The 13,875-nt window shown below is 37.6% G+C and carries 20 protein-coding genes; all 20 read left to right on the forward strand.

Annotated elements, in window-relative coordinates:
* Window positions 1-2: 2 nt before the first annotated feature.
* The 20 genes from rplE (at window position 3) to LS68_RS02000 (ending at window position 13,873) form a co-directional block, all read left to right on the forward strand.
* Window positions 3-548 carry a 50S ribosomal protein L5 gene (rplE, locus tag LS68_RS01900; protein WP_034372363.1) on the forward strand — a complete coding sequence of 182 codons (546 nt, stop codon included), beginning with the start codon at window positions 3-5 and terminating at the stop codon, window positions 546-548.
* A 2-nt stretch (window positions 549-550) separates the two neighbouring features.
* Window positions 551-736, forward strand: a complete 186-nt coding sequence (locus LS68_RS01905) for a type Z 30S ribosomal protein S14 (protein ID WP_002956257.1) — start codon at window positions 551-553, stop codon at window positions 734-736.
* Window positions 737-746: 10 nt separating this feature from the next.
* Window positions 747-1,142, forward strand: coding sequence for a 30S ribosomal protein S8 (gene rpsH / locus LS68_RS01910; protein WP_034372366.1), 396 nt, complete (start codon window positions 747-749; stop codon window positions 1,140-1,142).
* Between the two features lie 10 nt (window positions 1,143-1,152).
* A complete protein-coding gene (gene rplF / locus LS68_RS01915; protein ID WP_034372369.1) occupies window positions 1,153-1,689 on the forward strand; it encodes a 50S ribosomal protein L6 in 537 nt (178 codons plus the stop codon).
* Between the two features lie 14 nt (window positions 1,690-1,703).
* On the forward strand, window positions 1,704-2,060 hold the full coding sequence (gene rplR / locus LS68_RS01920) for a 50S ribosomal protein L18 (protein WP_034372372.1): 357 nt from the start codon (window positions 1,704-1,706) through the stop codon (window positions 2,058-2,060).
* A 15-nt stretch (window positions 2,061-2,075) separates the two neighbouring features.
* The gene (rpsE, locus tag LS68_RS01925) at window positions 2,076-2,516 is read left to right on the forward strand and encodes a 30S ribosomal protein S5 (RefSeq protein ID WP_034372375.1); all 441 of its coding nucleotides are present in this window, start codon (window positions 2,076-2,078) and stop codon (window positions 2,514-2,516) included.
* 11 nt (window positions 2,517-2,527) lie between these two features.
* Window positions 2,528-2,932: a 50S ribosomal protein L15 gene (gene rplO / locus LS68_RS01930; RefSeq protein WP_034372378.1), complete on the forward strand. Its 405-nt coding sequence runs from the start codon at window positions 2,528-2,530 to the stop codon at window positions 2,930-2,932.
* The gene (secY, locus tag LS68_RS01935; RefSeq protein WP_034372380.1) at window positions 2,929-4,179 is read left to right on the forward strand and encodes a preprotein translocase subunit SecY; all 1,251 of its coding nucleotides are present in this window, start codon (window positions 2,929-2,931) and stop codon (window positions 4,177-4,179) included. The genes rplO and secY overlap by 4 nt, the downstream gene beginning before the upstream one ends.
* A 1-nt stretch (window position 4,180) precedes the next feature.
* Window positions 4,181-4,939, forward strand: a complete 759-nt coding sequence (gene map, locus LS68_RS01940; RefSeq protein ID WP_034372382.1) for a type I methionyl aminopeptidase — start codon at window positions 4,181-4,183, stop codon at window positions 4,937-4,939.
* A 4-nt stretch (window positions 4,940-4,943) separates the two neighbouring features.
* On the forward strand, window positions 4,944-5,162 hold the full coding sequence (infA, locus tag LS68_RS01945) for a translation initiation factor IF-1 (RefSeq protein WP_034372384.1): 219 nt from the start codon (window positions 4,944-4,946) through the stop codon (window positions 5,160-5,162).
* A 107-nt stretch (window positions 5,163-5,269) separates the two neighbouring features.
* Window positions 5,270-5,383 (forward strand): 50S ribosomal protein L36, encoded by a 114-nt coding sequence (gene rpmJ / locus LS68_RS01950; protein ID WP_002956266.1) that lies wholly within the window; start codon window positions 5,270-5,272, stop codon window positions 5,381-5,383.
* Window positions 5,384-5,386: 3 nt separating this feature from the next.
* Window positions 5,387-5,749 carry a 30S ribosomal protein S13 gene (gene rpsM, locus LS68_RS01955; protein ID WP_034372387.1) on the forward strand — a complete coding sequence of 121 codons (363 nt, stop codon included), beginning with the start codon at window positions 5,387-5,389 and terminating at the stop codon, window positions 5,747-5,749.
* 10 nt (window positions 5,750-5,759) lie between these two features.
* Window positions 5,760-6,152 carry a 30S ribosomal protein S11 gene (gene rpsK / locus LS68_RS01960; protein ID WP_034372391.1) on the forward strand — a complete coding sequence of 131 codons (393 nt, stop codon included), beginning with the start codon at window positions 5,760-5,762 and terminating at the stop codon, window positions 6,150-6,152.
* Window positions 6,153-6,166: 14 nt separating this feature from the next.
* Window positions 6,167-6,793, forward strand: a complete 627-nt coding sequence (gene rpsD, locus LS68_RS01965; RefSeq protein WP_034372394.1) for a 30S ribosomal protein S4 — start codon at window positions 6,167-6,169, stop codon at window positions 6,791-6,793.
* Between the two features lie 27 nt (window positions 6,794-6,820).
* On the forward strand, window positions 6,821-7,825 hold the full coding sequence (locus LS68_RS01970; RefSeq protein WP_034372397.1) for a DNA-directed RNA polymerase subunit alpha: 1,005 nt from the start codon (window positions 6,821-6,823) through the stop codon (window positions 7,823-7,825).
* A 12-nt stretch (window positions 7,826-7,837) separates the two neighbouring features.
* Window positions 7,838-8,191, forward strand: coding sequence for a 50S ribosomal protein L17 (rplQ, locus tag LS68_RS01975; protein ID WP_034372400.1), 354 nt, complete (start codon window positions 7,838-7,840; stop codon window positions 8,189-8,191).
* 348 nt (window positions 8,192-8,539) lie between these two features.
* Window positions 8,540-10,063 carry a hypothetical protein gene (locus LS68_RS01980; protein WP_034372403.1) on the forward strand — a complete coding sequence of 508 codons (1,524 nt, stop codon included), beginning with the start codon at window positions 8,540-8,542 and terminating at the stop codon, window positions 10,061-10,063.
* A complete protein-coding gene (locus LS68_RS01985) occupies window positions 10,060-10,716 on the forward strand; it encodes a molecular chaperone TorD family protein (RefSeq protein ID WP_034372406.1) in 657 nt (218 codons plus the stop codon). The genes LS68_RS01980 and LS68_RS01985 overlap by 4 nt, the downstream gene beginning before the upstream one ends.
* A 75-nt stretch (window positions 10,717-10,791) precedes the next feature.
* Window positions 10,792-11,010, forward strand: a complete 219-nt coding sequence (locus LS68_RS01990) for a twin-arginine translocation signal domain-containing protein (RefSeq protein ID WP_034372409.1) — start codon at window positions 10,792-10,794, stop codon at window positions 11,008-11,010.
* A 28-nt stretch (window positions 11,011-11,038) separates the two neighbouring features.
* Complete coding sequence (locus LS68_RS02000; RefSeq protein ID WP_241993644.1) at window positions 11,039-13,873, forward strand: molybdopterin-dependent oxidoreductase; 2,835 nt, start codon at window positions 11,039-11,041, stop codon at window positions 13,871-13,873.
* Window positions 13,874-13,875: the final 2 nt, after the last annotated feature.

Raw genomic sequence — 13,875 nt, forward strand, 5'->3', positions numbered from 1 at the left:
CGATGTTTGCTCTAAGAGAAAAATATAAAAAAGATATTGTGCAACAGCTAAAATCTGAGCTTAATATCACTAATCCTATGCTTTTGCCTAAAGTTGAAAAAATTGTGATTAGCGTGGGAGCTGGGGATTATGCCAAAGATTCTAAAGTCATGCAAAATATTGCAGACACAATTTCATTGATTGCAGGACAAAAAGCGGTAATCACTTTAGCAAAAAAATCTGTTGCAGGTTTCAAGATGCGTGAAGGAATGCCAATGGGTGTGAAGGTAACACTTCGAGGTAATATGATGTATAATTTTTTAGAAAAACTTATTGTAATTGCGTTACCTCGTGTGAAAGATTTTAGAGGGCTAAAACGTAATGGTTTTGATGGAAGAGGGAATTATAGTTTTGGATTAAATGAGCAATTAATGTTTCCAGAAGTGGTATATGATGATATTATGGTAACACATGGTATGAATATTACGATTGTAACTTCTAGTAAGAGTGATAAAGAGGCATTCAAGTTACTTGAGCTCCTTGGTATGCCATTTGCGAAAGGGAGATAATTATGGCAAAAAAATCAATCATTGCAAAGGCGAAGAGAAAAGCAAAATTTAGTGCAAGAGCATATACAAGATGTCAAGTGTGCGGAAGACCACATTCAGTTTATCGAGATTTTGGATTATGCAGAGTATGTTTGCGTAAGATGGGTAATGAAGGGTTGATCCCCGGACTTAGAAAAGCTAGCTGGTAAGGAGAGAAGTATGGTGAATGATATTATTGCAGATTCTTTAACAAGAATCCGTAACGCTTCTATGCGAAAATTAGAGGTAACCACGCTTTATTATGCGAAGATTGTTGTTTCAATTTTAGAAGTATTCAAAGTGAAAGGTTTTATTAAAGATTACAAAGTCAATGATAAAGATGGGAAGCAGTCTATTATGGTGCAACTTATTTATGATGAGCAAGGTCGTAGTGCTATTAATGAGATTAAACGAATCAGCAAACCTGGGAGAAGGGTTTATAAAGGACGCAACGAACTTAAACGTTTTAAAAATGGGTATGGCACGATTGTAGTTAGCACAAGTAAGGGTGTAGTTGCCAACGATGAAGCATATCGATCAAATGTTGGTGGCGAAGCACTTTGCAGTATATGGTAGGAGAAAGATAATGTCAAGAGTTGGAAAAAAACCCATTAGTATTCCCAAAGGTGTTGAGGTTTCTGTTCAAGGAAGCAAGATTGTTTTTAAGGGTGCTAAAGAACAAAAAGAGCTTGAAACTTTTGGGCGTGTTCAGATTGAGGTCAAAGATGGTTCTTTGAGTTTTGCTTGTATTGATTCTCAAGCTCAATCTCGTGCGTATTGGGGAACATATCGAGCGTTAGCAAATAATATTGTGATAGGTTTAACTGAAGGTTTTAGTAAAGTATTAGAAATTAATGGCGTGGGTTATAAAGCAAGTATCAATGGCAAGAATTTAGAAATGGCTTTAGGTTTTTCTCACCCAGTTATTTATCCTATTCCTTCCGGTGTAGAGATGAGTGTAGATAAGAATACAATCACAATAAAAGGTGCAGATAAGCAACAGATAGGGCAGATCGCTGCTGAAATTAGAGAGTTTCGACCACCAGAGCCTTATAAGGGCAAAGGGATTAAATATAGTGATGAAGTTATTGTCCGCAAAGCAGGCAAGACTTCTAAAAAATAGAATAAGGTGAAGCTATGACAGAAAAAGTATTGATACAAAAACAGATTCTAAGACGCAAAAGAAAGCTTCGCACACGAAGTAGTATTTTTGGTGTTGCACATAAGCCTAGAGTGAGCATTTTTCGTTCTAATAAATACCTTTATGCACAAGCTATTAATGATGAAAAGGGCACAACTCTTGCACATATTGATGGAAAGAAGCTAGGTTTGGGCAACAATAAAGAACATTCTAAAAAACTTGCGACAGAATTTGCTCAAATGCTAAAAAAAGCAGGTATTGAAGAAGTTGTGTTTGATCGAAATGGATACCTTTATCACGGAGTTATAGGGGTATTTGCTGATACATTGCGTGAAAATGGTATAAAGCTGTAATTTAAAGGAAATCTTATGGAAATTAACAGAGAAGAATTTAGCGAAGTTGTGGTAAATATTGGAAGAGTAACAAAAGTGGTCAAAGGGGGTCGTCGTTTTCGATTTAATGCCCTAGTAGTTGTTGGTAACAAAAACGGATTAGTAGGTTTTGGTTTGGGTAAAGCCAAAGAAGTACCTGATGCAATTCGGAAAGCTATTGATGATGCTTTTAAAAACATTATTCAAGTAAATATCAAAGGCACAACAATCGCTCATGACATTGAGCATAAATATAATGCGAGTAAAATTTTGCTTAAGCCTGCAAGTGAAGGAACGGGAGTGATAGCTGGTGGTTCAACTCGTCCTGTAATAGAACTTGCGGGAATTAAGGATATTTTGACTAAGTCGTTAGGTTCAAATAATCCTTATAATGTTGTGCGTGCGACTGTTGACGCACTTGCTAGAATTAAAGCCTAAAGGGAGAAAGAATGGCACTAGAAAATGTCAAACCTGCAAAAGGTAGTGTGAAAGATACTAAACGTGTTGGGCGAGGACAAGGTAGTGGTATGGGTAAAACTTCTACTCGCGGAGGAAAAGGGCAAACTGCTAGAACGGGCTACAAGGAAAAGAGAGGCTTTGAGGGTGGACAACAACCTTTGCAAAGACGTCTTCCTAAGATTGGTTTTGTCTCCCGTGTGCAAAAGCCTATTGTGATTAATGCGGATAAGTCAAAGATTCTTGATTCTTTGAATGAGATTACAATAGAAGTATTGCGAAAGCATTTTACATTACCAAAGAGTGCTACCAGTGTAAAACTTATTGGCACAAAAGCAAAAACATTAGTTTCAAAAATTAAAGATGCAAATATTAAAACAAGTGGAAATCAAGAATGACAAAAAGCATTATAAATAAGATTCTTATCACGTTAGCTTTTTTGTTTGCGTATAGAATCTTAGCGTATGTTCCTGTTCCCGGCGTTGATGTCTCTGTGATCAAATCATTTATTGATGATAATGCGAATAATGCGTTGGGATTATTTAATATGTTTAGTGGAAATGCGGTCGAACGTTTTAGTATTATTTCTTTGGGAATTATGCCCTATATTACGGCTTCTATTATTATGGAGCTTTTAGCAGCGACTTTCCCTAATCTTGGTAAAATGAAAAAAGAACGTGATGGTATGCAAAAATATATGCAAATCGTGCGTTATGTTACAATTGGAATTACTATCATTCAAGCTGTAAGTGTAAGTATCGGACTTAATAGTATGGGGAGTGGTGCGATTAAAATCGACCTCAATGTCTTTATTGCTGTTTCTGTTTTTTCTATGCTTACAGGCACGATGCTTTTGATGTGGATTGGCGAGCAAATTACTCAAAGAGGTGTGGGTAATGGCATCAGTCTTATCATTTTTGGGGGTATTGTTTCGGGAATACCTTCAAGCATTGCTAAGACATTTAATCTTGTCAATACAGGGCAAATCAATGTCATTGTCTTAATAGTCTTGTTAGCTGTTATCATTGCTACGGTTGGTGTTATTATTTATGTTGAACTTGCTGAACGGAGGATACCTGTTTCTTATGCGCGTAAGGTTGTGATGCAGAATCAAAATAAGCGCATTATGAATTATATTCCTGTTAAAATGAATCTTAGTGGTGTTATACCGCCTATTTTTGCTTCAGCATTGTTGGTTTTTCCTTCAACGATTCTGCAAGCTTCATCTAATAGCACTATTCAAGCAGTTGCAGATATTTTAAAGCCTGATGGTTATTTTTATAATTTTCTTATGTTTGTATTAGTAATATTTTTTGCTTTTTTTTATTCTTCTATTGTTTTTAATTCTAAAGACATTGCAGATAATCTTAAAAGGCAGGGTGGATTTATTCCCGGACTACGACCGGGTGAAGGGACATCAAATTTCCTTAATAATGTTGCTAGTAATTTGACTTTTTGGGGTGCACTTTATTTGGCTCTTGTTTCTACATTGCCTTGGATTTTAGTGAAAGCTACGGGTGTGCCTTTTTATTTTGGTGGGACAGCTGTTTTGATTGTCGTCCAAGTAGCGATTGATACAATGAGACGCATTGAAGCCCAAATTTATATGAGTAAATATCAGACACTTAGTGCTGTGGGTCTTTGATATGGCAATTTCTATCAAAAGTAAAAAAGATATAGAAGCATTAAGAATCCCCAATAAGATTGTCGCTCAAACGCTCGAATTGATGCGTCAGCATATCAAAGAGGGCGTTAGCCTTTTGGAGCTAGATTCTATTGCTGCAGATTATATTGCTTCACAAGGTGCGCGTGCATCATTTTATCAGCTTTATGGTTTTCCTAAATCAATTTGTATTTCTGTGAATGAGGTGATTATTCATGGTATTGCTACGGATTATCGTTTGCAAGAAGGTGATATTGTAGGAATTGACATTGGTGCTGAATATAATGGTTGGTATGGTGATGCAGCAATTACTTGTGGTGTAGGGACGATTACACCAAAAGATCAAGAGTTGATAGCATGTGCTAAAGACACACTTTATGAAGCTATAGGGTATATCAAAGAAGGATTGCGTTTTAAGGAGCTAAGCCAGATTCTCGAACATTGTATCACTAAAAGGGGTTTTATCCCTTTAAAAGGATATTGTGGGCATGGGATTGGTAGGCGTCCTCATGAGGAACCAGAAATTCCTAATTATTTAGAAAGTCCAAATGCTAAGCAAGGTCCAAAAATTAAAGAGGGTATGGTATTTTGTATTGAGCCTATGATTTGTCAGCTCAATGGGAATCCAAAAATTTTGGCTGATGAATGGTCGGTTGTTTCTGAAGATGGGCTTAGAGGCAGCCATTATGAACATACTATTGCTGTTGTCAATGGGAAAGCAGAGATTTTAACGGAGGTTTGAATGAATGGCGAAAGATGATGTTATTGAGGTTGATGGGAAAGTTCTCGAGGCTTTACCAAACGCAACATTCAGAGTAGAGCTTGAAAATGGGCATGTTGTGTTGTGTCATATCGCTGGTAAAATGAGAATGCATTATATAAAGATTTTACCCGGCGATATGGTAAAGATAGAACTTACCCCATACAGCTTGGATAAGGGTAGGATTACTTATAGGCATAAGTAGTTTTATAAGTAGTCTTTAAATATTTTTTTTGTAGAATCGAGGTTTTTTAGCTTGTAAGAGTTAATTAAATTAAGACAAATAAAGACTAAGGGAAACAAGGAGTTAGTATGAAAGTGCGACCTTCGGTCAAGAAAATGTGCGACAAATGTAAGGTTATTAAGCGAAAAGGCGTGGTGAGAGTAATTTGCTCGACCCCAAAACATAAACAAAGACAAGGATAAACAATGGCTAGAATTGCTGGTGTAGATTTGCCAAAGAAGAAACGAGTAGAGTATGCTCTCACTTATATTTACGGGATTGGGCTTAAAAGCTCCAGAGATATTTTGAACGCTGTAAATATTTCTTTTGATAAGCGAGTTAATGATCTCAGCGAAGATGAAGTGTCTTCTATTGCAAAAAAGATTCAAGAAAGTTATATGGTAGAGGGAGATCTCCGTAAAAAGGTAACAATGGATATTAAAGCCTTGATGGATTTAGGAAGTTATCGTGGTTTGCGACATCGAAAAGGGTTGCCTGTGCGAGGACAAACAACAAAAAATAATGCCCGCACAAGAAAAGGCAAGAAAAAAACTGTGGGTAGCAAGTAAGGAGTAAGTGATGGCAAAAAGAAACACTACAAAAAAGAAAAATGTTAAAAAGAATATTGCGCGAGGTATTGTTTGTATTTCTGCATCATTTAATAATACCAACATTACTGTTACCGATGAGATGGGTAATGTTATTTGCTGGGCTACTGCTGGTGGGTTGGGCTTTAAGGGAAGTAAGAAATCTACACCTTATGCCGCTCAACAAGCCGTAGAATCGGCGATGGAAAAAGCAAAAGAACATGGTATTAAAGAAGTAGGAATTAAGGTTCAAGGACCCGGAAGCGGAAGAGAAACAGCGGTCAAGAGCGTAGGTGCGATTGAAGGCATTAAAGTTTTATGGCTGAAAGATGTAACACCATTGCCACATAATGGTTGCAGACCGCCAAAACGGCGAAGAGTATAATTGAAGGGGATATAATGGCACGATATAAAGGACCAGTTGAAAAAATTGAAAGAAGATTTGGCGTTTCGCTTGCGTTAAAGGGTGAGCGAAGACTTGCTGGCAAAAGCGCATTGGATAAGAGACCTTATGGTCCGGGTCAGCATGGGCAAAAACGTGGCAAGATTTCTGAATATGGGCTACAGCTCCGTGAAAAACAAAAAGCAAAAGTAATGTATGGCTTAAGTGAAAAGCAGTTTTTGAATCTTTTCAAAGAGGCTAATCGTCAAGAGGGTAATACAGGTGAAAATCTTGTGCGCATTCTTGAACAACGGCTTGATAATGTCGTTTATCGTATGGGATTTGCTACTACTCGCCGTTTTGCTAGACAATTAGTAAATCATGGGCATGTTTTAGTGAATGGTAAAAGAGTCAATATTCCTTCGTATGTTGTAAAACCAGGACAAAAAATCGAGATTAAAGAGAAGAGTAAAAATAATGCACAAATTATTCGTGCTATTGATTTAACTTCTCAAACAGGTATTGTGCCATGGGTAGATGTTGATAAAGAGAAAAAATTTGGAATCTTTACACGTTTTCCTCAAAGAGAAGAAGTTGTAATACCGATTGAAGAAAGATTAATCGTTGAGCTTTACTCTAAATAAGAATTAAAAGATAAGGATGGTTGAAGAATGAATACAATTAAAGTTGAGCCTTATATCCCTACAGATATTAATATTGAAGAAGTATCAACCAATCGAATCAAAATTAGTGCATATCCTTTTGAATCAGGTTATGCAATTACTTTTGCACACCCGATTCGGAGATTATTATTTTCAAGTTCTGTGGGTTATGCTCCAATCGCATTGAAGATACAGGGTGTTACCCATGAGTTTGACTCAATTCGTGGAATCGTGGAAGATGTTTCTCACTTTATCAGCAATCTTAAAAACATTCGTTTTCTTATAAAAGATAAAGATCTTGATAGAGCAAGTTTGCATTATGAGTTTAAGGGTCCAATGGTATTGAGTGCGAATGAATTAAATAACGAAATGGTAAGTGTTGTGAATCCAGATGCGTATTTGGCAACAATCAATGAAAATGCAGTATTAAATTTTTCATTAGTTGTTCGAAAAGGGATAGGTTATGTGCCAAGTGAAAGCATAAGAGGGACAATTGAAGAAGATTATATTCCCTTAGATGCTTATTTTACACCTGTCAAAAAGGCAGTCTATGAGATTGAGAATATGTTGGTTGAGGATAACCCTGCTTATGAAAAGGTTATTTTTGATATTGAAACAGACGGACAAATTGAACCTCTAGCTGTTTTTAAAGAGGCAATCTCAATTATGCACAAACAAATGAGCATTTTTGGTGTTGATTTGAGTGCGTCTGTGGGCAGTAATAAGAATATTGCTGAAGATTCGGGAGAATTAAAAACATTGATGATTAAAATCGATAGCTTAAACTTAAGTGCACGATGTTTTAATTGTCTTGATCGTTCTGGATTAAAGTATGTTGGAGAGTTGGTTATAATGACCGAAAATGAACTCAAGAACATTAAAAATATGGGTAAGAAATCTTATGATGAGATTGCTGAAAAGCTTGAAGAACTTGGATATCCAGTGGGTGGAGAGGTTGCTGATGATATTTTGCAGTTACTTAATCGTAAGCTTGCCAAATTGAAAAACAATTAGTCAGGAGAAAATATGAGACACAAGCATGGATATAGGAAACTCGGTAGAACTTCAGCTCATCGTAAGGCATTGCTAAAGAATCTAGCAATTGCGTTGATTGAATATGAAAAAATTGAGACAGGTGTATTTAAGGCGAAAGAATTGCAAAGTTATATTGAGAAGCTTGTTACGACAGCAAAGCAAGCTGATTTAAATACACATCGTTATGTGTTTGCACATTTGCAAAGTAAATCTGCTACAAAGAAGCTTATCAGTGAGATTGCTCCACGATACCTTGAGCGTAATGGAGGCTATACAAGAATCCAACGCACAAGATTAAGAAGAGGCGATGCTTCTCCAATGGCAATCATTGAATTTGTGTCATAATAGCAAGATTATAAATATAAAATTCGATAATCCTACAAGAGTATTCTAGAATCTCTCCAAGACACAGAAGAGGTTTCTGGAAAATTCTCTTGTTAATATAATTCTTCCGATAAGTTTTAATCAAACCAACTTTTACTCCATGACGCAATATTTATCATATTTATTTTTTCTTGAATTGCCATGATTTATAAAATTATTAGAAAAAGCGATTCGTATTGCCGATATTGTGAAAATGCTATGTTACCAAACCGAATAGTATAAATTTATATAACGATATTTAATTAAAAGAATCATTGCCTTTTGCGATGATGTTGTATCATTTTATTAAAGAAAATGAAAGTAGGATATATGAAACAAAACATTTTGCCTCTTCAATCTAAAGATTATGAGATTCTCAACGAGGCTAATGAGATTGCATTAGATTTTACTGCTTTTGATTTGAATCGCTCTGTGTTTGTTGCTCCTACTCTTGCGGTTATTGGTAATGGGCAGCTGTGTGAAGATTTTTTAAATTTTTGCACAAAGCAAAATTCTTGCAAACTTTCTATTACGCATCTTTTACCCCAAGATTTTGTGCGTTTGAGTGGGCATTTAGGTGATTTTAAGATTTATTTTAAAGACACATCACATCGTATTGATACGCTTTGTATTGCCCAAGTTGTTTCTTTTGCACACCTTGAGAATCTGTCTGCTTATAAAGGGATTCACCTAGCTAATGCCTATTCTGATGCGGCATCAATGTTTCAAGCAGTTGTAGATTTTATAGGAGAATATGCTTATCGCCAAAATATCATTTTTAATCCTTCGGTATGCCAATATCAGGATCGCCGCCCTTTAGAAAATGGAGAAGGATTTTGTCATTATTGTGTAGATGTTTGTCCTACAATGGGGATAGCCAAAGATGATACGACAATGCTTCTATCCACTTCGCCTATTGATTGTATAGGGTGTGGCAAATGCGTGTGTGTTTGCCCTACGGGAAGTGTGCAGAAAGAAGGCGATACCTTAGAGAGTTTCACATACAGAGCGAGATTGTATAAAGACAGAATCCCTCTCGTAGTCTCATCATCGCAATGGGCTAATGAGGAGAATCTCCCAATCTTTAATACCTTGCTTTCATCGCAACCCCTTGCTTTACCTTTTGTGATTGATGTGCCAAATATGCTCAATGAGACTTATTTGCTGACATTGATTCAAGAGAGTGGTGCGCCAGTCGTCATATTCGGGGAAATTGATGAATTGGTTATGGAATGTGTAGAATCTCTCAATGTAATTTGCGAAAAGATCTTTGGTCGTAAAGGTGTGATTTTTGGAGATTCTTTAAAAGATATAGATTCTTTGATGCTGATGCCTCATTGGCATTATCTTTATACCCCTAATGCTAAAGAAGGCGTAAAAGATATTTTTTCCGCACGACTTCAATCATGGGTCAAACAAGAATCTTTTGGTAGTGTATCCATGAAAGGATTTGGCGAGGTTAAAGTCGATGCTTCAAAATGCACACTCTGCCTTAGCTGTGTAGAGGCTTGCAATACCCATGCACTGATCAATCAAACTTCGAGCTTCGAGTTGCTTTTTAAAGCTTCACTTTGCACGGATTGTGGGTATTGTGTGCCAACCTGTGCAGAAAATGTCATCACTTTAGAATCTCGCACTTTTGATTTGAGCCCCGTGTCTTTTGAGTATGTCTCTAAGGCACAAGATAAGCCTTTTAGATGCGTAGAATGTAATAAGATTTTTGCTACTCACAAATCTATTGAGAAGATTAAGGCGATTTTGTCTCCCGCATTTCAATCCAATCCTTCCAAGCTTAGAAGTTTAGAATGTTGTGCGGATTGTAAAGTTAAGGTGATGTTTGAGGTAGCCAAATGACACATATACAAGATTCTAAAAAGTCCGTAGCTAATGCACGAGCCTTGTATTATGATTTTTTCGCAGGATTTTTTCTGTATGAGCTTTTAAGTGAGCGCACTGATGTGATACTAGAGCAAATCAAGATTCTTAAGAGTAATCCACTTGACGAAAAAGACTTGATATATTTTGAGAATCTCGAAAAAGAAATCTCAAATTTTGGCGTAGAAAATATTATGCAAGAATACACACGCACTTTTCTTTTACCCTTTGCTATTCCTAATGAGCATTCACCGATGCCCGCTCGTTCTAAGGGTCAAGTGCGTGAGAATCCGCAAATTATGCTTTATCTTTCTCATTATATAGAGGGTTGTTTGAATGGTAGCGGTTTGCTTAAAGCACGAACACTTATCAAACAAACAAATTTTAGGCTTAACGCAGAGACATTTAAAGAGAGTGAGGAACATTTTGGATTCTTATTGCTTTTGATGCGTTATCTTTTGCTTTCAAATGACAAAGAAGATAATGATGCTCTCAATGAGGTTTTAAAAGAGCTTGTGTTGCCTCTAGGAGAGTATGTCGCAACAGCTTTATTGCAAAAGGAGGATTTGCATTATTATTCAAGTGTTGGGAATTTGTTGCGCAGTTTTTTGATTGTCGAGCAAAGTTTGTGATATTTTGATTTGAATCTTTTGTGTCAAAGAAGATTCAGATGGGAGTATCCCACAAGCAAAACAAAGGAGGCTTTTATGTCTGAAGTGCAAAAACAACAAAACCATTCTCGGCGAGCATTTTTAAAGACTGCTGGAATCGGTGGGGCTGTGGTTGCCGTAGGCTCGCTGACTTTGAATGGATGTTCTGGAGAACACACACAAAAAGAGGTTATCAAAGGCAAGAGCAAGAAGCAAGAAGTGTTGTATCGCAGTGATACCAAGTATTGGCAAGAATATTTTGAAGTTGCTAAATAGAATCTGTCCAATTTTTTAAGGAGGAATAATGAGCGAAGTAGAAAAAAGGCGCAATGCTCGCCGTTCATTCCTTAAGCTTTCTGCATTAGCTTCTGTAGCTGGTGTGAGTAATGCTTTAGGGAATGACAGCGAACGCGTATTGAGAGCGGCAAATGAAGCAGAGTTAAAGGAACGTTATCCTAATTCGCAAAGAATCAAGACGATTTGCACACACTGCTCGGTAGGTTGTGGTGTAGTCGCTGAAGTGGTTGATGGCGTTTGGGTAAGACAAGAAGTAGCACAAGACCACCCCATTTCTCAAGGTGGGCATTGTTGCAAGGGAGCAGACTTGATTGACAGAGCAAGAAGCGAAACAAGATTGCGTTATCCTTTGGAAAAAATCAATGGCAAATGGGAAAGAGTGGATTATGAAAAATCATTAGATAAAATCGCAACGCAATTAAAACAGATTCGTGAAGAAAGCGGTCCTGATGCGGTAATGTTTATCGGGAGTGCGAAATGTTCAAACGAACAAAGTTATTATATTCGTAAGTTTGCAGCGTTTTTTGGGACAAACAATATCGACCATTGTGCAAGAGTTTGACACAGCCCAACAGTCGCCGGTGTGGCGAATACATTCGGGTATGGTGGTATGACAAATCATCTTGGCGATATGATGTTTTCAAAATATATTTTGATTATCGGTGCGAATCCAGCAGTCAATCACCCTGTATCAATGGTGCATATTTTGCGAGCAAAGGAAAAGGGTGCAAAATTGGTTTATATTGACCCACGCTTTACCAAAACAGCGGCAAAATGTGATGAATTTCACAGAATCCGAAGTGGGACAGACATTGCGTTTGCTTATGGGCTTTTGAATCATATTATTGCGAAAAAGCTTTATGACGAGCAATATCTCAAAGAGCGTGTGTATGGCTATGAAGAGATTATAGCAGAGGCAAAGAAATTCCCTCCGGAAGTCGCAGCTGATGTATGCGGGATACCTGCAGATGAGATTCGACATATTGCTGAAGAAATGGCAGCAGCAAAACCAGCAAGCTTGATTTGGAATCAAGGGCTAACTCAACACACTGTTGGCACAAGCAATACACGAATTATGCCTATTTTGCAAATGTTTTTAGGCAACATTGGAAAAGTAGGTGGAGGCGTAAATATCTTGCGTGGTCATGATAATGTGCAAGGTGCATCAGATATGAATAATCTTTCAGATTCTTTGCCCGGTTATTATGGTCTTGGTGAGCCTGCTTGGAGACATTTCTGCAAGCATTGGGGTGTAGAATATGATTGGATGGCTGCACGATTCAAAGATAAAGAAATGATGGAAAAGACAGGTTTTGCGCATTCGACATGGAAATTTGGTGTGCTTGATGATGAAAATGCTGAAAATAATGGCGGCACAAAATTACGCGCTTTGGTTGTTATCGGGACAGGTATGACAACGGTCTCATTGCTTGATTTGCAGCGAAAGGCAATGGACCAGCTTGATTTGGTGGTGTTTGTCGATCCTTATGTGAATGATTTGGCTATTTATAGCGATAGAAAGGATAATTTATTCTGTTTGCCAGCAGCATCGCAAATGGAGACAAGCGGTAGTGTTGCAGCGACAAATCGTAGTTATCAATGGCGTTCTAAGGTTATGGAACCTTTATTTGAATGTCGCCCAGATGAGGAATTTTTGTTTGGTATGGCGGAAAGATTGGGATTCTTAAAAGAATATCAATGGAGACTTTATGATATTGCAAAATCTAAGGGTAGAGATCATTTTATTTGGCCAGAAGATGCGACAACAGAAATGACTCAAAGTATCCGCAGTATCGGTTTGCAAGGTATGAGTCCTGAAAGATTGAAAGCCCATCAAGAAAATTGGCACTTATTTGACAAGATTACCTTAGAGGGCAAAGGACCATTTAAGGGTGATTATTATGGGCTTCCTTGGCCATGTTGGAGTGATAAACACCCCGGCACCCCGATTATGTATAACGATAATATTCCAGTTATGCGTGGAGGTATGGGCTTTAGGGTCAATTGGGGCTTAACTGCTCCTGATGGTGCTTCTATGCTGACTTCAAGAAGCTTACCTAATGCAGTCCATAAGGGCGGACATGGTCCGGTAACTGCGGCAAATGCAGAATCTTTAGGAATCAAACTTACTGCAGAGGAGAAAAAGGCGATTGAAGGAAGCACTTTTGCTTTAGGTATTGGTAACAATATCCTCGTAGAAAAAGCATTGGAAGCAGGATTATGTCCTTATGGAAATGGAAAAGCGCGTGCTGTTGCGTGGAATTGGTATGATAAGATTCCTTTGCATCGTGAGCCTTTGCATTCTGTGCGTGGGGATTTGGTCGATAAATATCCTAGCTTCCCTGATAAGAAAAGCCATTTTAGAGCGAATATCAAATATCGCAGTCGTCAAAAAGAGCTGGGTGAAAATAAAAATTGGGTTGATGAATTCCCAATTAATATGCTTAGTGGGCGTCTTGTAGCTCATATGGGGACGGGAGCTGAAACAAGGAGTGCAAAATACCTTGCTGAAGTGGAAGGCGAGATGTTTGTAGAAATCCACCCTGATAAAGCTGCAGAAATGAATATCAAAAATGGTGATATGGTGTGGATTTATGGCACGATGGATACGAGAATCTTAGTGCCAGCAAAGCTTTCTTATCGTGTGGATTATAATAGTATTTGGTTGCCACAAAACTTTTCAGGCTTGGATCAAGGTAAGTCAAGACTTGATTTTTATCCTGATGGCACAAAACCTTATGCGATTGGTGAATCGGCAAATATGATTAGCAGCTATGGATTTGACTATAATTCAGCATGTCCAGAGACAAAATGCGGACTTTGCCGCATTGAAAAAGCATAGGG

The organism is Helicobacter sp. MIT 05-5293, from assembly GCF_000765665.2.
GTDB lineage: Bacteria > Campylobacterota > Campylobacteria > Campylobacterales > Helicobacteraceae > Helicobacter_C.